The sequence below is a fragment of the Rhizobium alarense genome (assembly GCF_021555155.1).
Taxonomy (GTDB): Bacteria; Pseudomonadota; Alphaproteobacteria; order Rhizobiales; family Rhizobiaceae; genus Rhizobium_D; species Rhizobium_D alarense.
The window spans coordinates 23,252-43,377 of sequence record NZ_JAKGBU010000019.1 but is presented as its reverse complement, the minus strand read 5'-3'; the positions used below and the strand labels follow the sequence as shown (position 1 = coordinate 43,377).

Sequence of the window (20,126 nt, the reverse complement as noted above, 5' to 3'; positions counted from 1 at the left end):
CCGCACGCATTGTCCGGCCGCATTTCTCCGCATCGATGTGGACGACGCGGAATCTCCGTATCGAATCAAGGTCTTCAATCGTGCACGCGAAACGGCTTTGTTGTGGATGGCCTGTGCAGACGCGCGACATTATGTCTGCCGACGGACCTTATCCACAAAGCCACCCGTAACGCGCACCACAGGGGTACCGGATGTGGAAAAATCGGCGGTTATCCCCTTGCCTCCGGGCGCGTGTCGCCTTTAGCTCTCCCCGTCCCGCTCTATCAACAGCAGGGGAAGGATATTGTGGAGAACGGCAAAAACTATTTCCACCTGCACCTCATCTCCGATTCGACCGGAGAGACCCTGATTGCGGCGGGCCGCGCGGCTGCGGCGCAGTTCCAGTCCTCGCAGGCGCTCGAGCACGTCTATCCGCTGATCCGCAACCGCAAGCAGCTCATGCCGGTCCTCGACGCGATCGACGGCGCGCCCGGCATCGTGCTCTACACGATCGTCGACCGGGAGCTTTCCGAGACGATCGATGCGCGCTGCCGGGAGATGGGAGTACCCTGCGTTTCGGTGCTGGAACCCGTCATAGACCTGTTCCAGTCCTATCTCGGTGCACCGTCGCGGCGCCGGGTCGGCGCTCAGCACGTGATGGACGCGGACTATTTCAAACGTATCGATGCGCTTAATTTCACGATGGATCACGACGACGGCCAGTTGCCGGTCGACCTCGAGGAAGCCGACGTCATCCTGCTCGGCATCAGCCGGACCTCCAAGACGCCGACGAGCATCTATCTCGCCAACCGGGGCATCAAGACCGCCAACGTGCCGATCGTGCTCGGTGTCTCCCTGCCGGACCGGGTGCTTTACGCGAAGCGTCCGCTGATCGTCGGCCTGGTCGCAACGACGGACCGGATTTCGCATGTGCGCGAGAACCGGGTGCTCGGCGCGGCGAAGGGTTTCAAGGGCGACGACTATACCGATCGGGCGCAGATCGCCGAGGAGCTGAAATACGCCCGCTCGATCTTCGCCCGCAACAACTGGCCGGTGATCGATGTGACGCGCCGCTCGATCGAGGAAACGGCCGCCGCCATCGTTGCCCTCCGCCCCAAGCTCCGCTAGACCCGCCGTCGACCAACAGTGAGACAGACATGGACAGGATCATCCTGGCGTCGGCGAGTCCCTTCCGCCGCCAACTGATGGAGAATGCCGGCCTGGCCTTCGGCGCCAGGGCGGCGGAAATCGACGAACGGGCGCTGGAAGAGGCGATGGCGGCGGAACGGCCGGATCCGGGAACGGTCGCGCTGCGTCTTGCGGAGGCGAAGGCGCGTGCCGTCGCAATGCAACACCCGGACGCGATCGTCATCGGTTCTGACCAGACCCTGTCGCTCGACGAGCGGGTCTTCCACAAACCGGCGAGCCTGGATGAGGCGAGGAGCCACCTGCATGCCCTGTCCGGTCGCACCCACCAGCTCAACAGCGCCGTCGTCCTCGTGCGAAACGACGAGACGCTGTGGCGCCACGTCGCCATCGCCCGGCTGACGATGCGGCCGCTCTCCGACGATTTCATCGGCCGGTATCTGGCGCGCGTCGGCGACCGGGTGCTGACAAGTGTCGGAGCCTATCAGCTGGAAGGCGAGGGCATTCAACTCTTCCAGGCGATCGAGGGTGACTATTTCACCATCCTCGGCCTGCCGATGCTGCCGCTTCTATCCGAACTCAGATCCCTCGGGGCGATCGATGCATGATTCACGTGAAACAACGGGGCCGTGCGCCTTCGTTACCGGCTTTCCGGTCAAACATTCCCGCTCGCCGCTGATCCACGGCTATTGGCTGAAGACGCTCGATCTCGCCGGCAGCTATGTCCGCCACCAGGTGGCGCCCGCCGCCTTTGCCGCTTTTGTTTCGGAGCTCAAGGAGGGCACGACGCCCTTCTGCGGCGGCAATGTGACGATTCCGCACAAGGAGGCGGCCTATGGCCTGGCCGATCGTCCCGACCCGGTGAGCGAGGAACTCGGCGCGGCCAATACGCTCTGGTTTGACGAGGGTCGGCTTCATGCGACCAACACGGACGGCATCGGCTTCGCCGCCAATCTGGACGAACGTGCGCCGGGATGGGACGGCCACGACCGGGCCGTGATTCTCGGGGCGGGCGGGGCGAGCCGCGCCGTCATCCAGGCGGTACGCGACCGCGGCTTCCGGGAGATCCATGTGGTCAACCGGACGAAGGAGCGCGCACGTGAACTCGCCGACCGTTTCGGACGGAGCGTACATGCACATCCGTTGGGCGCGCTTTCCGAGGTGATGGGCGGAGCGGGGCTCTTCGTCAATACGACATCGCTCGGCATGGACGGTGGCGAGGCGCCTTCGATCACGTTCGACCGCCTCGCTCCTGAAGCCACGGTGACCGACATCGTCTACGTCCCGCTGAAGACGCCGTTCCTGGATCAGGCGGAGAAAGAGGGCTTCCGCACGGTCGACGGCCTCGGCATGCTCCTGCATCAGGCGGCACCGGGTTTCGAGCGGTGGTTCGGCCGACGGCCGACAGTCGACGAAACGCTTCGCCAGATGGTCATCGACGACATGGAGGCGCATCCGTGATCGTGCTCGGGCTCACGGGATCGATCGGCACGGGAAAATCGACGACGGCTGCCATGTTCGCCGATCTCGGTGTTCCGGTCCACGACGCGGACGCGGCGGTGCATGCGCTCTACCGCAGCGAGGCGGTTGAGCCGGTCGGTCGGCTGTTTCCTGAGGCGGTGACGGACGGCGTCGTCGACCGCAACACCCTGTCGCGCGCGCTGGAAAAGGCACCCGGCCGTTTCACCGAACTGGAGGCGATCGTGCATCCGCTGGTGCGTCGGAAGGAGGAGGATTTTCTCGCACGGCATCGTGCTGCCGGCGCCCTGCTCGTTGTGCTCGACATTCCGCTGCTCTTCGAGACGGGCGGCGAACGACGGGTCGACAAGGTCGCCGTTGTCAGCTGCCCGCCGGAGGTTCAGCGTCAGCGCGTGCTTGCGCGACCGGGCATGACCGAGGAGAAATTCCGGGCGATCCTGTCCAGGCAGATTCCGGATGCGGAAAAGCGGGCGCGCGCCGATTTTGTGGTCGACAGCGACAGGGGGCTTGAACATGCCCGAAAACAGGTCAAAGACATAGTTGCAATCCTGCTTCGCCGGGAGGACGGGAACGCCGATGCGTGAGATCATCTTCGATACGGAAACGACCGGCCTCGACAACCGCGCCGACCGCGTCATCGAGATCGGTGGCATCGAACTCGACAATCATTTCCCGACCGGGCGCACTCTTCATCTCTACGTCAATCCGGGCGACCGGAAAGTGCATCCGGATGCACTCGCTGTGCACGGCATCACGGATGAGTTCCTGAAGGACAAGCCGTCCTTTGCAGAGGTTGCCGAAGAGATCATCGCCTTTTTCGGCGACGCGAAGTGGGTGGCGCACAACGCCACCTTCGACATGGGCTTCATGAATGCCGAATTCGAGCGGCTCGGCCTGCCGCCGATCGGCAATGAGCGGGTAACGGATACGCTGGCGCTGGCGCGTCGCAAGCACCCGATGGGGCCGAACTCCCTCGACGCCTTGTGCCGGCGCTACGGCATCGACAATTCGCATCGTACCAAACACGGCGCGCTGCTCGATTCGGAACTGCTCGCGGAAGTCTATATCGAGATGATCGGCGGCAGGCAGGCGGCGCTCGGCCTGACGTCGGCCGAGGTGACGCGCGGCCCCGGCGGCGAGACCTCCAGCGAGGAGACGGTGGCGCCGCTCGCCGTGCGGCCAACTCCGCTTCCGCCCCGTTTGTCCCCCGCGGAAATCGAGGCTCATGCCGCGATGGTGGCCACGATCGGCGACAAGGCGATCTGGAACAAATATGCAGCGGATTAGGCCGGTCGGCCGCCACGGCTTCGCGCGCGCTTGAGGCATCGCAAAAGAAAACGCCCGGTTCATATGGACCGGGCGTTCGTTTGCCGTGTGCTCGGAAGCGATCAGTTGGTCTTGGAGACCTGAGCCTTCACCTGTTCCTCGGTCATGCGCTGCTGGAACATCTGGGCGAAATCGATCGGGTCGATCATCAGCGGCGGGAAACCGCCGTTGCGGGTGGCGTCGGCGACGATCTGACGGGCGAACGGGAAGAGCAGGCGCGGGCACTCGATGAAGAGGACCGGCAGCATGTGCTCCTGCGGGAAACCGGTGACACGGAAAACGCCGCCATAGGAGAGCTCGGCATTGAACAGCATCTTGCCGCCGTCCTTGGCTTCCGCGTTCAGGGAGAGCACGACGTCATATTCCGTTTCGGAAAGCGGATTGGCGTTGACATTGACGCTGATGTTGATCGACGGCGCGTTTTCGCGGGCCTGCAGCGAACGCGGCGCACCGGGGTTTTCAAAGGAAAGGTCCTTAACATACTGCGCCAGGATGCTGAGCGACGGGGTCGCCGCCTGGTTGCCGGTTGCTGCGTCGGTGGTCATTGCACGTCCTCAAGGTCAAAGCTGCTGGCCATCTACCACTTGCCATCCCGGCTTACAACCCTGCGGCCCTCAGTCCGGCCGGCCGGCGCCGGGCCGGTCACCGCGCGCCGCGTCGCGATGGAACTCGTCGCTGTCGAGATCGATCGTGCGCGGATCCCGCTCCGGTGTCGCGTGCCATCCGCCGCGGCTGCCGCCCGGCGTCACGATCACGACATTGCGGATCAGGCGATTCCACATCCATTGTCGCACCGGGGGCAGGAACAGCAGCAGACCGACGATGTCCGTGAGGAAGCCGGGGATGAGCAGCAGCAGGCCGGCGAGCACGATCATCGCCGCGTCGAGCATCTCGCGGCCCGGCGCCTTGCCCTCTGCCGCACTCTGTCGCAGCCGCATCAGGGCTCCGAAGCCCTGGATGCGCATCAGGACGATGCCCGCCGCGGCGGCAAGAACGACGAGGCCAAGCGTCGGGAAAAGCCCGATGCGGCGCCCGACGAGAATGAAGCAGGCGATCTCGGCGAGCGGCAGAAGCAGGACGGCAAAGGGGATGAGAAGTCTCAGCATGGTTCTCCGGTGCGCCGGCCGTCTGACAGAAAGCGGACATGGGCACGGCTTCGCTATTTGAATGATGGGCTTTTGCGGACTATATGGGAAGCTGACAAGAATAAGAACGGCGGTTCCGGACGGATATGGACTCTTTTGACATAGTAACGATCTTCTTTCTGGTTGCGGCGGTGGTCATCTTCCTGCAGTTGCGCAACGTTTTGGGGCGCCGCACCGGGCATGAAAGGCCGCCCTTCGATCCCTATGCCAAGCGCGAGACGGTCGAATCCGCCGATTCGGCCGATCGCGGCAAGGTGATCACCCTGCCCCGCCGGGATGGAGCGGAAGAGACGGAAAGCGCTTATGCCGCCGTGGACGCCTTTGCGCCCGCCGGCACGCCGGTCAACGGCTCGCTGCGCAAGGTTGTCGACTCCGATCCGTCCTTCGAGCCGAAGGAATTCGTCAATGGTGCCCGCATGGCCTACGAGATGATCGTCGTGGCGTTTGCCGACGGCGACCGGAAGACCCTGAAGAACCTGCTTTCACGTGAGGTCTATGACGGTTTCGACGCTGCGATCGGCGAACGCGAAGCGCGCGGCGAGGTGGTGAAGTCGAGCTTCGTCGGCATCGAGAAGGCCGACATCGTGGCCGCCGAAGTGAAGGACCAGGAAGTCAACATCACGCTGCGCATCATCAGCCAGCTCATTTCGGCGACCTATGACAAGGCCGGTGCGCTCATCGACGGGGACGCGGAGGCCGTGGCCGAGGTCAACGACATCTGGACCTTTTCGCGCGACGTGCGCTCGCGCGACCCCAACTGGAAGCTGATCGCCACCGAATCCGAAGGCTGAGCCGGAGCGCTCATGGACTTCCGCCTGCGCCCGGTCCGCTACGAAGAACTTCCGGGCTGGCCGGAGGATGATCCGTCCCCGCTTTTTCCGGCGATGGCCGATTGTCGGCGCCACGTGATTCACGTGAAACCCTATCGCACCGGCTCGCTCGGCGTGACCGCGGACGATCTGCTGCCGGCGTTCGCTGCCGCCGACGAGAACCCGCCAGCCGATGCGGCAGCGGCGAGGGTGTTCTTCGAAACGTGGTTCACGCCCTTCCTGATCGAACCGGCGGAAGTGCCGTCGGGCTTCGTCACCGCCTATTATGAACCGGACGTTGAAGTCCGCGCGGAAGCGGACGCTGAATACCGCCACCCGTTCTATCGCCGGCCCGACGATTTGATCGATCTCGACGAAACGAATCGCCCGCCAACGCTTGACGCATCCTATGCCTTCGGGCGCCTCGACGGCGAGACGGTCGCCGAATATGCCGACCGGCGCGCCATCGATGAGGGCCATCTTGCCGGTCGGGGGCTGGAGATCGCCTTCGCGCGCTCCCGGGTGGACGTGTTCTTCGCCCATATCCAGGGGGCCGCAAGGCTCCGCTTCGCCGACGGCCGGGTGCTGCGAATCACCTATGCGGCAAAATCCGGCCACCCGTTTTCGCCGATCGGTCGGCTGCTGATCGACCGTGGCGAGATCGACGCTGCAACCGTTTCCATGGCGTCGATCCGTGCCTGGCTTGCGGCGCATCCGGACCGGGCGGATGATGTGCTCTGGCACAACCGGTCGTATATCTTCTTCCGCGAGGCGCCGGTGACGGACCTGTCGCGCGGCCCGGTCGCAGCGGCAAAGGTGCCGCTCGTCGCGGGGCGGTCGCTGGCCGTCGACCGGCTGATCCATACCTTCGGCACACCGTTCCACATCGCGAGCGACAGCCTGACCCATATCGATCGGGGGAGGCCGTTCCGCCGGCTGATGCTGGCGCTCGACACGGGCACGGCGATCACCGGACCGGCCCGCGGCGATCTGTTCATCGGATCGGGCGAAGCGGCCGGCGTGCTCGCCGGCAATGTGCGCAACGCGGCGCACTTCCACATCCTCATCCCCCGCGCGGCGGCGAAGAGATTCGGCCATGGCAAAGGGTAAGGACCTCAGCCGCGAAGATCGCATCCTCTGGGGAAAAGTCGCCCGCAGCACCCGCCCGCTGCCGGGACGCGAAGAGGCACTCGAAGACTTCGAGGCGGTTCTCGCGGAGGAAGCGGCCGAACGGGACAGGCTGGTGGCCATGAAGACGGCGCCGCCCCGTCCGGCACCGGCGGGGGTACAACTGACGCAGGAATCTCGAGGCGGCGTGAAGCATCACCACCCGCTCGAACTGCCGGTCAAGCGCAAGATCGCGAAGGGAAGGCTGCCGCTCGAGGCGCGAATCGACCTGCACGGCATGATCCAGAGCGAGGCGCACGGGCTGTTGCTGGGCTTCCTGATCCGCGCGCACGATCGGGGCCTGCGCCATGTCCTCGTCATCACCGGCAAGGGCGGCTCGATCGGCAGCGACGGAGCGCTGAAGCGCGCGGTGCCGCTGTGGTTCTCGCTCCCTGAATTCCGGCCGCTGATCTCCTCCTACGAGCCGGCGGCACGCAATCACGGCGGCGAGGGCGCGCTCTATGTGCGACTCGCCAGGCAGGGCGGAGCCATCCGATGACAACGCCCTTCGGCCTCGCGGTGCGGCATCTGAGGGAACGCAAGGGCGTGTCGCAAAAGGACATGGCCGAAGCGCTCGGTGTCAGCGCTGCCTATCTCTCCGCGCTCGAACACGGACGGCGCGGCATGCCGAGCTTCGACTTCCTGCAGCGTATCGCCGGCTACTTCAACATCATCTGGGACGAGGCGGAGGAACTGTTCCGCATCGCCCGCATCTCGGACCCGCGCGTGGTGGTCGACACCGCCGGCCTGCCGCCGGAATACACCGCCTTCGCCAACCGGCTTGCCGCCGAAATCCGCGACCTCCCGCCCGAAACCGTGCGGCGCCTGGCGGGTATTCTCGAGAAGGCCTGCAATTCGCGTCGAAATTCCGAATGATCCCCGGTTTTCTGCCGCATTTCAGGCTTCTTGGTTTGGAACTTGCGGGTGGAAACCCTATATTTGCAATGTCTGTGAAAGCGCTGATTCGTCTGGAATCCGCTTTGTCGTAAACCCTGGAAAGACCCCGTATGACCGATACTCCCGTGACCGAAAATGGCGGCCCGGCCGAATATGGCGCTGACTCCATCAAGGTTCTGAAGGGCCTTGACGCCGTGCGCAAGCGGCCAGGCATGTATATCGGCGACACGGACGACGGCTCCGGCCTGCACCACATGGTCTACGAAGTGGTCGATAACGCGATCGACGAGGCTCTGGCCGGGCACGCCGACATCGTTACCGTGACGCTCAATGCGGACGGATCGGTGACCGTCACGGACAACGGCCGCGGCATCCCGACCGACATCCACCGGGAAGAGGGCGTCTCCGCGGCGGAGGTCATCATGACCCAGCTCCACGCCGGCGGAAAGTTCGACCAGAACTCCTACAAGGTTTCCGGCGGCCTGCATGGCGTCGGCGTCTCGGTGGTGAACGCGCTCTCCGTCGCACTGAAACTCAAGATCCGCCGCAGCGGCAAGATCCACGAGATGAGCTTCACGCACGGTGTCGCCGACAGCCCGCTGGTCGTCACCGGCGATTGCGGCAGCGAGACGGGCACCGAAGTCACCTTCCTCCCCTCGTCCGACACCTTCTCCAATATCGAGTTCAACTACGCGACGCTGGAGCACCGGTTGCGCGAGCTCGCCTTCCTCAATTCGGGCGTCCACATCCTGTTGACCGACCGCCGCCATTCGGACGTCAAGCAGACCGAGATGATGTACGAGGGCGGGCTCGAGGCCTTCGTGATCTATCTCGACCGCGCCAAGAAGCCGCTGGTTTCCAAGCCCATCGCCATTCGCGGCGAAAAGGACGGCATCACGGTCGAGGTGGCGATGTGGTGGAACGACAGCTACCACGAGAACGTGCTCTGCTTCACCAACAACATCCCGCAGCGCGACGGCGGCACCCACATGGCCGGCTTCCGCGGCGCACTGACGCGTCAGGTCGTCTCCTATGCCGACAGTTCCGGCATCATGAAGAAGGAGAAGGTCACGCTGCAGGGCGAGGACTGCCGCGAGGGTCTGACGGCCGTGCTTTCCGTCAAGGTTCCCGATCCGAAGTTCTCCTCCCAGACCAAGGACAAGCTGGTTTCCTCCGAGGTGCGCCCGGTCGTCGAGAGCCTCGTGAACGAAGCGCTCAGCATCTGGTTCGAGGAGCATCCGAGCGATGCGAAGACGCTCGTCGGCAAGGTGGTGGAAGCCGCTGCCGCCCGCGAGGCGGCGCGCAAGGCGCGCGAACTCACCCGCCGCAAGGGCGCGCTCGACATCTCGTCGCTGCCCGGCAAGCTCGCGGACTGTTCCGAACGCGATCCGGCAAAGTCCGAACTCTTTCTCGTCGAGGGTGATTCGGCAGGCGGTTCGGCAAAGCAGGGGCGGTCACGGGAAAGCCAGGCGATCCTGCCGCTGCGTGGCAAGATCCTCAATGTCGAGCGGGCGCGTTTCGACAAGATGCTGTCGAGCCAGGAAATCGGCACGCTGATCACCGCCCTCGGCACGTCGATCGGCAAGGATGAATTCAATCCGGACAAGCTGCGCTACCACAAGATCATCATCATGACGGACGCCGACGTCGACGGCGCGCATATCCGGACCCTGCTGCTTACCTTCTTCTTCCGGCAGATGCCGGAGCTGATCGAACGCGGCCACCTCTATATCGCCCAGCCTCCGCTCTACAAGGTGTCGCGAGGCAAGTCCGGCCAGTACCTGAAGGACGAGAAGGCATTCGAAGAGTACCTGATTGCCACCGGCTTGGATGAGGCGGCGCTGGAGCTCGGTTCCGGCGAGGTGCGGGCCGGCGCGGACATGCGCGAGGTCGTGCAGGATGCGCTGAAGCTCCGGTCGCTGCTCGACGGACTGCATTCCCGCTACAGCCGCTCGATCGTCGAGCAGGCTGCGATCGCCGGCGCGCTCAATCTCGAACTCAGCCATGACGGCGTTGCCTTCGCCGCCAAGGCCGAGGAGGTGGCCGTGCGCCTCGATCTGATCGCGGAGGAGACGGAGCGCGGCTGGACCGGGTCCGTCTCTGCGGACGGCGGCCTGACATTCGAACGCATGGTGCGGGGCGTCAAGGAATTCGCGCATCTCGACATGGCATTGCTCGGATCGTCCGACGCACGGCACATCGACCATCTGTCGCCGAAGCTCAAGGAGATCTATGCGCCGCCGCCCAAGCTCAAGCGCAAGGACGGCATCACGGAGATCAGTGGTCCGCGCGCGCTGCTCGACGCGATCTTCGCGGTCGGCCGCAAAGGCCTGTCCATGCAGCGCTACAAGGGTCTCGGCGAAATGAACGCCGAGCAGCTCTGGGAGACGACGCTCGATCCGAATGTGCGATCGCTGCTGCAGGTCAAGGTTACGGATGCGACCGATGCCGACGGCCTGTTCTCACGCCTCATGGGCGACGAGGTCGAACCGCGTCGCGACTTCATCCAGGAAAACGCGCTGTCGGTGGCAAATCTCGACATCTGACGTTGGCCTCTTCCGCGCTGAAGCCCCGCCGCCGCAAGGAGGCGGGGCTTCGCTGTCGTCAGATGTGCCCCTCAGCGTATTGCGCCTGGGCGGCATCGCTTGCAGGCACGAAAGCCGGCCTGTTCGGCGTCCTGCGCCGTGGCGTGGAAGCTCACATTGCGCCGCAAGGGAAGGCGCGCCGGACAGCCGGGCCGGCAATAGATGCCGGTCGTCCTGACCGCGCAGAAGAACGAGCCGGCCCGGCTCGCGTCCCGCGCGGACATGAATTCCCAGAGCGTTTCCTCATCGAAGGGCAGGACTGCGGCGGCGTCGGTCGTCATGGATCACCTATGGCTTTTCGCCGGTGAAAAAACCCTCGAAGGCGAATTCGGACGCCGGTTTGCGCTGGCTCGGCGTCTCGCGCACCGCAAGGTCTTCCGGCAGGGTTTCGCGGGGTGCGATCTTGCCGATCGCAAGCCCCGCTTCCACCCGAAAACCGTCGGGCACCTGGAGCGCCGCCATCGCCGCCTCGCGGTCGATGCCGCCCATGGCATGCGCGTGATAGCCGGAAAGCGTCGCCTGCAGCGCCAGCGCGTGCCAGGCCGCTCCGGTGTCGAATGCGTGGGTGTAGATCGGACGAAGCTCACCGTTCGCGGCGCGTCGATGGGTGCGTGACAGGATGACCGCAAGCACGGAAGCCTTGTCCGTCCAGCGCCGGTTGCCGTCGTCGAGCGTCTCGTAGATGCGCGCAAAGGCGTCCGTGCCGCGATGGCCGTAGACGAAGAACCAGGGCTGGCCATTGCCGGCCGAGGGTGCCCAGCGCGCCGCCTCGAAGAGCGTCGCGAGCGCCTCCTGCGGCATTGCTTCGCCGGTGAAGGCGCGCGGCGACCAGCGGTCGAGAAAGAGGGTGTCGATTGCATGGTCGGCGGTGCGGCTGTTGCTGGTGGTCAAGGCGTAATCCTTTCCTGTGCCGGCTGCGCGGCCCTGCGGGCACGGGATCCGGTAAATGCTGTTGTGGCGAGATGATTTGCCCGATAGGCATGGGGATCGCACGGCGGGCAGTATCGGCAAGCGCGAGTTGCCTTTCAAGCAGGAAGGAGCGGCTGATGGATGAGGAGACGTTTCGAATCTGGTCCCAACGGGCCGCCGAATGGGGGGCCGACTATCGCGCATCACTGCGGGACCGGCCGGTCCGCGCGCAGACGGTGCCGGGCGAGATTGGGGCACTGGTCCCGTCCGCTCCGCCGGAAGAGGGCACGTCGATGGAACGGATCTTCGCGGACTTCGAGGCGATCGTCCCGTCCGGCATGACGCATTGGCAGCATCCGCGCTTCTTCGCCTATTTCCCCGCCAACGCCGCGCCGGTCTCGGTCGTGGCGGAATATCTCGTCACCGCCATGGCGGCCCAGTGCATGTTGTGGCAGACCTCGCCGGCGGCGACCGAGCTTGAGACGAAGATGCTCGACTGGCTGCGTCAGGCGGTTGGCCTGCCGGCCGCCTTCGCCGGCGTGATCCAGGATTCGGCCTCGTCCGCGACGCTCGCCGCCGTGCTGGTGATGCGCGAGCGCACCCTGCAATGGGGAGGCAACAGGACGGGGCTGACGGACGCTCCGCGGTTGCGCATCTATGCGTCCGGCCAAGTGCACACGTCGATCGACCGGGCGATCTGGATCGCCGGCATCGGCGAGGAGAACCTGGTGCGGGTTCCGGTCACCGGACCGCTGCGCGGCATGGATCCGCAGGCGCTCGATGCGGCGATCCGAGCGGACGTCGAATCCGGCTACCGACCGGCTGGCGTCATCGCCTGCACCGGCGGAACCAGCACCGGTGCCTGTGACGATATCGCCGCGGTTGTCGCCGTTGCGAAACGGCATGACCTCTATGTCCATGTCGACGCCGCCTGGGCGGGTGCGGCGATGATCTGCGAGGAGTTCCGCTCCCTGTGGCAGGGCGTCGAGGAGGCGGATTCGGTCGTCTTCAATCCGCATAAGTGGCTCGGCGCCCAGTTCGACTGTTCCGCGCATTTCATCCGCAATCCCGGCGAATTGGTGCGCACGCTGGCGATCCAGCCGGAGTTCCTCAAGACCTACGGCAAGGACGGCGTCATCAACTATTCCGAATGGTCCGTGCCGCTCGGCCGGCGCTTTCGCGCGTTGAAACTGTGGTTCCTGCTCCGCTACCACGGCCTGTCGGGGCTGAAGGCGATGATCCGCAACCACGTCGACTGGTCGCGCGGGGTTGCGGTGCGGCTTGCGGCGGAGCCGGATTTCGAGATCGTCACGGCGCCGGTCCTGTCGCTCTTCACCTTCCGGCACCGCGGCGATGGCGATCCGGATGCGCGCAACCTCGCGCTCGTCAGCGCCATCAACGACGACGGCCGGATTTACCTGACTCAGACCCGGGTCGACGGCCATATCGCGATCCGGTTCCAGGCAGGCCAGTTCGAGATGACCGAAGCGGATGCCGACATGGCCTTCAAGGTCGTTGTCGAACTGGCGCGCAAGGCAATATAACCGGGAAAACGACGGCGCCCGTCCGGGTGAACCGACAGCAGCGAGGACCGACCGATGAGCCTGAAAGACCCGAGCCTTCTCCGCAATGCCGCGCTTGTCGGTGGCCGTTGGATCGACGCGGATGCCGCAAGCGGCATCGCGGTGACGAACCCGGCGACGGGCGAGGTGATCGGGCATGTGCCGAAGCTCGGCGGCGCCGAGACCAGGGAGGCGATCATTGCCGCCGAGAAGGCGCAGAAGGGCTGGGCTGCGAGGACGGCCAAGGAACGGTCCGGCATTCTGCGCAAGTGGTTCGACCTGATGATGGCGAACCAGGACGATCTCGGCCGCATCCTGACGATGGAACAGGGCAAGCCGCTCGCCGAGGCGAAGGGCGAGATCGCCTATGGCGCAAGCTTCGTCGAGTGGTTCGCCGAAGAGGCGCGCCGCCTCTATGGCGACATCGTGCCGGGCCATCAGCCGGACAAGCGCATCCTCGTCATGAAGCAGCCGATCGGCGTCGTGGCGGCAATCACGCCCTGGAACTTCCCGAACGCCATGATCACCCGCAAGGCCGGGCCGGCCTTCGCCGCCGGCTGCGCCATGGTGCTGAAGCCGGCGTCGCAGACGCCGTTCTCGGCCATCGCCATCGCCGTTCTTGCCGAGCGGGCCGGGCTTCCTTCCGGCCTCTTCAGCGTCATTACCGGTTCGGCCCGCGAAATCGGCGCGGAGATGACGGCCAACCCGATCGTGCGCAAGCTGACCTTCACCGGTTCCACCGAGGTCGGTGCCGAACTCTACAAGCAGAGCGCCTCGACCATCAAGAAGCTCGGCCTGGAACTCGGCGGCAATGCGCCCTTCATCGTCTTCGACGATGCCGACCTCGATGCCGCGGTCGAGGGCGCGCTCATCGCCAAGTTCCGCAACAACGGCCAGACCTGCGTCTGCGCCAACCGCATCTATGCGCAGGAGGCTGTCTACGATGCCTTCTCGGACAAACTCGCCAGAGCCGTCGGCAAGCTGAAGACCGGGAACGGCTTCGACGAGGGCGTCATCCTCGGCCCGCTGATCGACGAGCCGGCGCTGAAGAAGGTGGAGGAACACGTCGCCGACGCGCTTTCGAAGGGCGGTCGCGTCGTGCAGGGCGGTCGGCGCCATGCGCTCGGCGGCACCTTCTACGAGGCGACCGTGATTGCCGACGTGACGCCCGACATGGCGGTTGCCAGCGAAGAAACCTTCGGGCCCGTGGCACCGCTCTTCCGCTTCAAGGACGAGGCGGATGTCATCGCCCAGGCCAACGACACGGAGTTCGGCCTTGCCTCCTATTTCTACGCCAGGGATCTGGCGCGCGTCTTCAGGGTTGCCGAGGCACTGGAATACGGCATGGTCGGCGTCAACACCGGTCTCATCTCCACCGCGGAAGCTCCCTTCGGCGGCGTCAAGCTCTCCGGCCTCGGCCGAGAGGGATCGCGCTACGGCATCGAGGAGTTCACCGAGATCAAATATGTCTGCCTCGGCGGCATTGCCTGATCCGGACATTGCTGGCCTCGCCGGCAGCCGGCCGGCGAGGAAGACCACCGCCAGCCGAAAGCCCCGGCCGAAAGACAGTGTGATGCCTGCTCCGAAAAACCCCTTCAAGGCCGCGCTTGGACGCGGCGAATTCCAGCTTGGCCTCTGGGCGGCGCTCGGCAGCGCCTATGCGGTGGAGATCCTCGCGGGCAGCGGCTACGACTGGCTGCTGATCGACGGTGAACACGGGCCGAACGACATGCCCCGCATCGGCGCCCAGATCGGCGCGCTGCGGGGCAGGGGGAGCCACCCGATCGTGCGCCCCCCGATGGGCGAGGCTTGGTATCTCAAGCAGTTGCTCGACCAGGGTGCCCAGACCTTCCTCGTCCCGATGGTCGAGACCGCGGAGGAAGCCCGCGCCCTGGTGCGGGCCGTCCGTTATCCGCCGGACGGCATCCGCGGCGTCGGAGCCGGCCTCGGCCGCTCCAGCGACTTCAACCGCATTCCGGACTATCTCGCGACGGCCAATGCGGAGATCTGCCTCCTCGTGCAGGTCGAGACCTGCCGGGGCATGAACAATCTGGACGAGATTGCCGCCGTCGATGGCGTCGACGGCGTGTTCATCGGCCCGTCGGATCTGGCGGCCGACATGGGGCATCTCGGTCAGCCCGGCGCCGCGCCCGTGCAGGCCGCCATCGAAGACGCGTTCCGGCGCATTGCCGCCAAGGGAAAGGCGCGGGGCAGCATGTCCGTGGCGCTCGACCAGGCGCGGGCCTATCGCGCGATGGGGGCGGATTTCCTGGCGATCGGCACCGATGTCAGCTGCCTGACGAAAGCGGTCGACGGTCTGCGCCGGGACTTCCTCGGCGAGACGGTGCCCGAACGGCAAGGCGGCGGCTACTGAGCCGGCAAAGGTTTCAATTGATCGACTGGAGCAGGGTCTCCCGCGCGGATTTCAGATGCGCGCGGCAGGCCGCCTCGATCTTCTGCGGATCACGCGAGCGCAGCGCGTCGATGTAGACGAGATGTTCGGCGAGCGCGTTTGCATTGCGCGTGCGGGCATTCGCCTTGTTCCACTGGTAGTGATAGTGGAAGACGATGGCGATGATGTCGTAGAAATCGATGATGAAGCGGTTCTTCGAGGCCTTCTGCACGAGCAGGTGGAACCGCTCGTCGAGTTCGGAAAATTCGCCGTAGCGGATGTCGATGTCGGCGAGGATGGCCCGGTGCACGGCCTCGATCGCGTCGAGTTCCTGCCAGGCCGGATGATCCTCCGGCAGGTGGGCGAAGGCGGCGGCCGAGCGCAACTCGAACATCTCGCGCACCTCCGTCAGTTCGAGCGCGAATTCGCGGGTAAAGCCCTTCAGCACCCAGTGGCTGTTCGGCCGCTTCTCGATCAGTCCGAAGCGGCTGAAGCGGATGAGGAATTCCCGCACGCTCGTGGTGCCGGTGCCGATGTCGCGGGCAAGTTCCAGCTCGTTGATCTGCATGCCGGGCTGCGCGCCGCCGGCGAGGATGCGGCGCATGAAGCTGCGTTCGATGATCTCGGCAAGCGAATCCGTCTCGTCGTCCGGAAAGAAATCGCCGGGCACCGGCTTGCGCAGCACCACCTTGGTCCGCTTGTCCCAGGTCAGAAGCCCGATCTCCTCGAGACGCGCGAGGATCGATCGGATCGTCGTGCGGCTGACGCCGAGCCGTGCCCCGAGCTCCGGCTCCGATGGCAGCGTGTCGCTGCCCGCGAGAATGTCCAGACAGCGGTTGAAGGCTTCCTTGAAGACGGTGTTCTGCTTGGCCATGGTGTTCCGCCGGTCGGTGTGTCAACGATCCTCTAGAGCGCGATCGGCGATCGTTCCACCGGCCCGGCGGGCATCTCTGCGGTCATTCCCATGTTTCCCCCGATCCGCCCCTTCGTTCCGTGGGCGTCCTTCGCATCATAGCCATTGACGGCGATCTGTCTATTGTCGATAAAAGACAAAATAGCGGTTCGGAGAAGCCGTTCAGGGAGGATGGATGCACAGTCGAACGATCGGCTCGACCGGCCTGTCGGTGAGCGAATACAGCTACGGCACGGCCGCGCTCGGCGGGCTCTACCGGGCCTGTTCGCGCGACGCGGCGATGGAAACGCTCGACGCGGCCTGGGACGAGGGCCTGCGTTATTTCGATACCGCGCCCTGGTATGGCTTCGGGCTCGCGGAACGGCGCCTCGGCGATTTCCTGCGTGACAAGGCGAAGGGTTCGTTCGCGCTCTCCACCAAGGTCGGACGCATCATGTTTCCCGTCGCGGACGACAAGGTGCCGAGCTACGGCTATGTCGATCCGCTGCCCTTCGACGTGCGCTACGACTATTCCTATGACGGCATCATGCGGTCCCTCGATCTGAGCTTCGCGCGCCTCGGCCTCAACCGCATCGACATGCTTTACGTGCATGACATCGGTGCCTACACGCACGGCGCCACAGAAAATGCGCGGCATTTCCGGAATCTGATGGACGGTGGACTGAAGGCACTGGAGGAATTGAAACGCGGCGGCGTGATCGCGGCCTATGGCCTCGGCGTCAACGAAGTGCCGGTCTGCCTCGACGTTCTGAGACGCGCGCCGCTCGACTGCATCCTGCTCGCCGGGCGCTACACTCTGCTCGACCGCACGGCTGCTGCCGAACTGCTTCCGCTCTGCGCCGACAAGGGCACGTCGGTCGTGGTCGGCGGCGTCTTCAATTCCGGCATTCTCGCGACCGGCGCCGTCGAGGGCGCGCATTTCGACTACATGCCGGCCGACGAGGAGGTGCTGGGCAAGGTCCGCCGCATGGAGGAGATCGCGACGGGCTACGGCGTGCCTCTCGCCGCCATCGCCATGCAGTTCGCGCTCGCCCATCCGCAGGTTGCCTCGGTGCTGATCGGCACGGCGAAGCCCGCGAGCCTGATGCGCAACATGGAACTGACGCGGATCGACCTGCCGGCCGACATTTTTGACGCTTTCGCGGCCGAGACATTGGTTGCCCCGGCGCTCGGCGCCGAGGCCGTCCGCCAGTAGCGAAGACAGACGAGGGAGGAACGTCATCCATGCTGAAGGGTATCCATCCGCTGCTCGGGCCCGAGCTCCTGCATGCGATCCGCACCATGGGCCACGGCGACGACATCGTCATCGCGGATGCCAACTTTCCGTCGTCTTTCCTCGGGCCGAGGGTGATCCGGGCGGACGGCGTCGACGCGGTCTCGATGACCGAGGCGATCCTTGCCCATATGCCACTCGACACCTTCGTGCCGGAGGCGGCCTGGCGCATGCAGGTGGTCGGGGATCCGGACGCCGTGCCCGAGGTCTGCGTCACCTTCCAGGCGCTGGTGAACCGGCTCGCCGGCGACTTCGAGGTCCATTCTGTCGAGCGTTTCGCCTTCTACGAGATGGCGCGCAGGGCGGCCTATATTGTCGCGACGACGGAATTCCGGCTTTATGGCAATATCATCCTGAAGAAGGGTGTCGTGCATCCGCACGAGATCCATCGGGTCTGACCGCGAGGAGACGGGCGACAGATGCCGGACGAAGAGGAACGGTTCCTTGCTTTTCCAGCGGCGCTGTTATAGCGTGACCTGGTAATTGTTTTTTATCTATAAAAGATCGTGCTGTTGCACCTTGCGGCGTGATCTCCCAGAGGAGGACAGGGTGCATCGAGAGGAGAACCCCATGAGCATTGCAAAATCGCTTCTGTCCCGCCGTGCCTTCACCGTGCTTGCCGGTGCGGCGATGCTGGCTGCCGCCAGCCCTGCCGCCTCGTTCGCGCAGGACGTCACCATCCCGATCATCGTCAAGGACACCACGTCCTTCTACTGGCAGATCGTGCTCGCCGGCGCTCGGGCTGCCGGCAAGGACCTCGGCGTGAACGTTCCGGAACTCGGCGCCCAGTCCGAATCCGACATCAACGGCCAGATCACGATCCTTGAAAATGCGGTTGCCGGCAGCCCGGCAGCCGTCGTCATTTCGCCAACGGAATTCAAGGCGCTCGGCAAGCCGGTCGACGAGGCCGCGAAGTCCGTTCCGATCATCGGCATCGACTCGGGTGCCGATTCTAAGGCCTTCACCTCGTTCCTGACGACGGACAACGTCCAGGGCGGCCGCATCGCCGCCGACGGGCTTGCCGCCGCCATCAAGGAGATGGGCGGCAAGGAAGAGGGCGAGATCGCCATCATCACCAGCCTGCCGGGCGTCGGTTCGCTCGATCAGCGCCGTGAAGGCTTCCTCGACCAGATCGCCACGAAATATCCTGGCTTCAAGGTTGTGGCCGACAAATATGCCGACGGTCAGGCGACGACGGGTCTGAATATGATGACGGACCTCATCACCGCCAATCCGAACCTCGTCGGCGTCTTTGCCTCGAATCTCATCATGGCGCAGGGTGTCGGCCAGGCGATCGCGGAAAACAAGCTCGGCGACAAGATCAAGGTCATCGGCTTCGATTCCGACGAGAAGACGGTCGGTTTCCTCAAGGAGGGCGTTCTCGCCGGGCTCGTCGTGCAGGACCCCTATCGCATGGGTTATGACGGCGTAAAGACGGCGCTCGCCGTCTCGAAGGGCGAGAAGGTCGAGACCTTCGTCGACACCGGCGCCAACCTGGTGACCAAGGCGAACATGGCGGATCCGAAGATCGACGCGCTGCTGAACCCGAAGGTCAACTGAGCCCGCGCATCCTGACAGTATCCGCCCGGGCCCGGCCCGGGCGGACTTTTCGGCCGGAGGAGGATCGACGCCATGAGCAGCCTGGAAGAGCTGAGCCACAGGCATGACGACAGTGCCAGGCTCGCGGAGAGCGCCACCGTCGCGCGCGGCGAGCCGATCCTCGAACTGAAGGGCTTGCAGAAGAAATACGGCCTCGTGGAGGCCCTGAAGCCCGCGACCGTCACGTTCCTGTCCGGCGAGATCCACGCGATCGTCGGCGAGAACGGCGCGGGAAAGTCCACCCTCATCAAGCTTCTGACGGGCGTCATCCGGCGCACCGCCGGCGAAATTCACTGGTGCGGCCATCCGGTGGCACTCGCCACGCCGACGGAGGCGATCGCGCGCGGCATCAATGCCGTGCACCAGGAGGTCGTGCTCTGCCCTGAGCTCTCGGTCGCCGCCAACATGTTCCTCGGCGACGAGCTGAGCCGCTACGGCCTGATGCGAAAGCGCGCCATGGAGAGCGCGGCGCAGGCGGTGCTCGATGATCTCGGCTTCAACCTGCCGGCCGCCGCGCGCCTCGGCAGCCTGACGATCGGCCAGCAACAGCTCGTCGCAACCGCCAAGGCGGCGATGCGCGGCATCCGCTTCCTGATCTTCGACGAGCCGACCGCCTATCTGACACGCCAGGAATCGGCACAGCTCTTCCGGCTCATCCGCCGGCTGAAGGACGAAGGCGTCACCATCGTCTATATCAGCCACCGCATGGAGGAGGTGTTCGAGCTCGCCGACAGGGTCTCGGTGCTGCGCGACGGCACGCATGTCGGCACGCGGCTGATCGGCGAGACGAACGAGGCGGAGCTGATCACCCTGATGATCAATCGCTCGATCGAACAGATCTATCACAAGGAACAGGTGCCGCTCGGCGGCGTGATCCTCGAGACGAAGGCACTGTCCGGTCCGGGTTTCGAGGATGTGTCGCTGCAGGTCCGCGCCGGCGAGATC

Annotated in this window: 22 protein-coding genes; 17 read left to right on the top strand and 5 right to left on the bottom strand. The window is 65.1% G+C overall.

All coding sequences use genetic code 11. The features are described from left to right. Positions 1–285: 285 nt before the first annotated feature. From LXM94_RS08290 to dnaQ, 5 genes are read left to right on the top strand one after another with little or no spacing between them, the layout of a single operon-like run. Positions 286–1,107, top strand: coding sequence for a pyruvate, water dikinase regulatory protein (locus LXM94_RS08290; protein WP_235770697.1), 822 nt, complete (start codon positions 286–288; stop codon positions 1,105–1,107). A gap of 29 nt (positions 1,108–1,136) precedes the next feature. Then, positions 1,137–1,733 (top strand): Maf-like protein, encoded by a 597-nt coding sequence (locus tag LXM94_RS08285; RefSeq protein WP_235770696.1) that lies wholly within the window; start codon positions 1,137–1,139, stop codon positions 1,731–1,733. Further along, on the top strand, positions 1,726–2,586 hold the full coding sequence (locus LXM94_RS08280; protein ID WP_235770695.1) for a shikimate dehydrogenase: 861 nt from the start codon (positions 1,726–1,728) through the stop codon (positions 2,584–2,586). The genes LXM94_RS08285 and LXM94_RS08280 overlap by 8 nt, the downstream gene beginning before the upstream one ends. Beyond that, positions 2,583–3,188 (top strand): dephospho-CoA kinase, encoded by a 606-nt coding sequence (coaE, locus tag LXM94_RS08275; RefSeq protein WP_235770694.1) that lies wholly within the window; start codon positions 2,583–2,585, stop codon positions 3,186–3,188. The genes LXM94_RS08280 and coaE overlap by 4 nt, the downstream gene beginning before the upstream one ends. Continuing rightward, entirely contained in the window at positions 3,181–3,891 is a 711-nt protein-coding gene (dnaQ, locus tag LXM94_RS08270) for a DNA polymerase III subunit epsilon (RefSeq protein ID WP_235770693.1), read from the top strand. The genes coaE and dnaQ overlap by 8 nt, the downstream gene beginning before the upstream one ends. Before the next feature lie 101 nt (positions 3,892–3,992). Here the strand turns inward: dnaQ and secB are convergent, their stop codons facing one another. Both secB and LXM94_RS08260 read right to left on the bottom strand, forming a co-directional pair. After that, positions 3,993–4,475 carry a protein-export chaperone SecB gene (secB, locus tag LXM94_RS08265; RefSeq protein WP_235770692.1) on the bottom strand — a complete coding sequence of 161 codons (483 nt, stop codon included), beginning with the start codon at positions 4,473–4,475 and terminating at the stop codon, positions 3,993–3,995. A 69-nt stretch (positions 4,476–4,544) separates the two neighbouring features. Further along, on the bottom strand, positions 4,545–5,036 hold the full coding sequence (locus LXM94_RS08260) for an FxsA family protein (RefSeq protein ID WP_235770691.1): 492 nt from the start codon (positions 5,034–5,036) through the stop codon (positions 4,545–4,547). Positions 5,037–5,161: 125 nt separating this feature from the next. On the opposite strand from LXM94_RS08260, the gene LXM94_RS08255 reads away from it, so the two are divergent. The 5 genes from LXM94_RS08255 (at position 5,162) to gyrB (ending at position 10,494) form a co-directional block, all read left to right on the top strand. Continuing rightward, positions 5,162–5,866 (top strand): Tim44/TimA family putative adaptor protein, encoded by a 705-nt coding sequence (locus LXM94_RS08255; protein WP_235770690.1) that lies wholly within the window; start codon positions 5,162–5,164, stop codon positions 5,864–5,866. A 12-nt stretch (positions 5,867–5,878) separates the two neighbouring features. Continuing rightward, the gene (gene mltA, locus LXM94_RS08250) at positions 5,879–6,994 is read left to right on the top strand and encodes a murein transglycosylase A (protein WP_235770688.1); all 1,116 of its coding nucleotides are present in this window, start codon (positions 5,879–5,881) and stop codon (positions 6,992–6,994) included. Next, complete coding sequence (locus LXM94_RS08245) at positions 6,981–7,550, top strand: Smr/MutS family protein (protein WP_235770687.1); 570 nt, start codon at positions 6,981–6,983, stop codon at positions 7,548–7,550. Before mltA ends, LXM94_RS08245 begins: the two co-directional genes overlap by 14 nt. Beyond that, entirely contained in the window at positions 7,547–7,927 is a 381-nt protein-coding gene (locus tag LXM94_RS08240) for a helix-turn-helix domain-containing protein (RefSeq protein WP_235770686.1), read from the top strand. Before LXM94_RS08245 ends, LXM94_RS08240 begins: the two co-directional genes overlap by 4 nt. 131 nt (positions 7,928–8,058) lie before the next feature. Next, on the top strand, positions 8,059–10,494 hold the full coding sequence (gyrB, locus tag LXM94_RS08235; RefSeq protein ID WP_235770685.1) for a DNA topoisomerase (ATP-hydrolyzing) subunit B: 2,436 nt from the start codon (positions 8,059–8,061) through the stop codon (positions 10,492–10,494). Positions 10,495–10,565: 71 nt separating this feature from the next. Here gyrB and LXM94_RS08230 read toward each other — a convergent pair whose 3' ends face one another. Together LXM94_RS08230 and LXM94_RS08225 are read right to left on the bottom strand one after the other, a co-directional pair. Beyond that, complete coding sequence (locus LXM94_RS08230; RefSeq protein ID WP_329605595.1) at positions 10,566–10,814, bottom strand: Ada metal-binding domain-containing protein; 249 nt, start codon at positions 10,812–10,814, stop codon at positions 10,566–10,568. A gap of 7 nt (positions 10,815–10,821) precedes the next feature. Further along, on the bottom strand, positions 10,822–11,424 hold the full coding sequence (locus LXM94_RS08225) for a nitroreductase family protein (RefSeq protein ID WP_235770684.1): 603 nt from the start codon (positions 11,422–11,424) through the stop codon (positions 10,822–10,824). Between the two features lie 155 nt (positions 11,425–11,579). Between LXM94_RS08225 and LXM94_RS08220 the strand changes: the two genes are divergently transcribed. The 3 genes from LXM94_RS08220 to LXM94_RS08210 all read left to right on the top strand — a co-directional run bounded on the left by LXM94_RS08220 (position 11,580) and on the right by LXM94_RS08210 (position 15,378). Then, on the top strand, positions 11,580–12,986 hold the full coding sequence (locus LXM94_RS08220; protein WP_235770683.1) for a pyridoxal phosphate-dependent decarboxylase family protein: 1,407 nt from the start codon (positions 11,580–11,582) through the stop codon (positions 12,984–12,986). 54 nt (positions 12,987–13,040) lie between these two features. Next, positions 13,041–14,495, top strand: coding sequence for an NADP-dependent succinate-semialdehyde dehydrogenase (gene gabD, locus LXM94_RS08215; RefSeq protein WP_235770682.1), 1,455 nt, complete (start codon positions 13,041–13,043; stop codon positions 14,493–14,495). Positions 14,496–14,577: 82 nt separating this feature from the next. Then, positions 14,578–15,378: an aldolase/citrate lyase family protein gene (locus LXM94_RS08210; RefSeq protein WP_235770681.1), complete on the top strand. Its 801-nt coding sequence runs from the start codon at positions 14,578–14,580 to the stop codon at positions 15,376–15,378. Between the two features lie 13 nt (positions 15,379–15,391). Here LXM94_RS08210 and LXM94_RS08205 read toward each other — a convergent pair whose 3' ends face one another. Then, positions 15,392–16,270: a GntR family transcriptional regulator gene (locus LXM94_RS08205; RefSeq protein WP_235770680.1), complete on the bottom strand. Its 879-nt coding sequence runs from the start codon at positions 16,268–16,270 to the stop codon at positions 15,392–15,394. A gap of 214 nt (positions 16,271–16,484) precedes the next feature. Between LXM94_RS08205 and LXM94_RS08200 the strand changes: the two genes are divergently transcribed. The 4 genes from LXM94_RS08200 to LXM94_RS08185 all read left to right on the top strand — a co-directional run. Beyond that, entirely contained in the window at positions 16,485–17,504 is a 1,020-nt protein-coding gene (locus tag LXM94_RS08200; protein ID WP_235770679.1) for an aldo/keto reductase, read from the top strand. Positions 17,505–17,533: 29 nt separating this feature from the next. Next, complete coding sequence (locus LXM94_RS08195; RefSeq protein ID WP_235770677.1) at positions 17,534–17,980, top strand: RbsD/FucU family protein; 447 nt, start codon at positions 17,534–17,536, stop codon at positions 17,978–17,980. A 172-nt stretch (positions 17,981–18,152) separates the two neighbouring features. Continuing rightward, on the top strand, positions 18,153–19,142 hold the full coding sequence (locus LXM94_RS08190) for an ABC transporter substrate-binding protein (protein ID WP_235770675.1): 990 nt from the start codon (positions 18,153–18,155) through the stop codon (positions 19,140–19,142). Between the two features lie 72 nt (positions 19,143–19,214). Beyond that, a partial coding sequence (locus tag LXM94_RS08185) for an ATP-binding cassette domain-containing protein (protein ID WP_235770673.1) occupies positions 19,215–20,126 on the top strand: 912 nt, incomplete at its 3' end.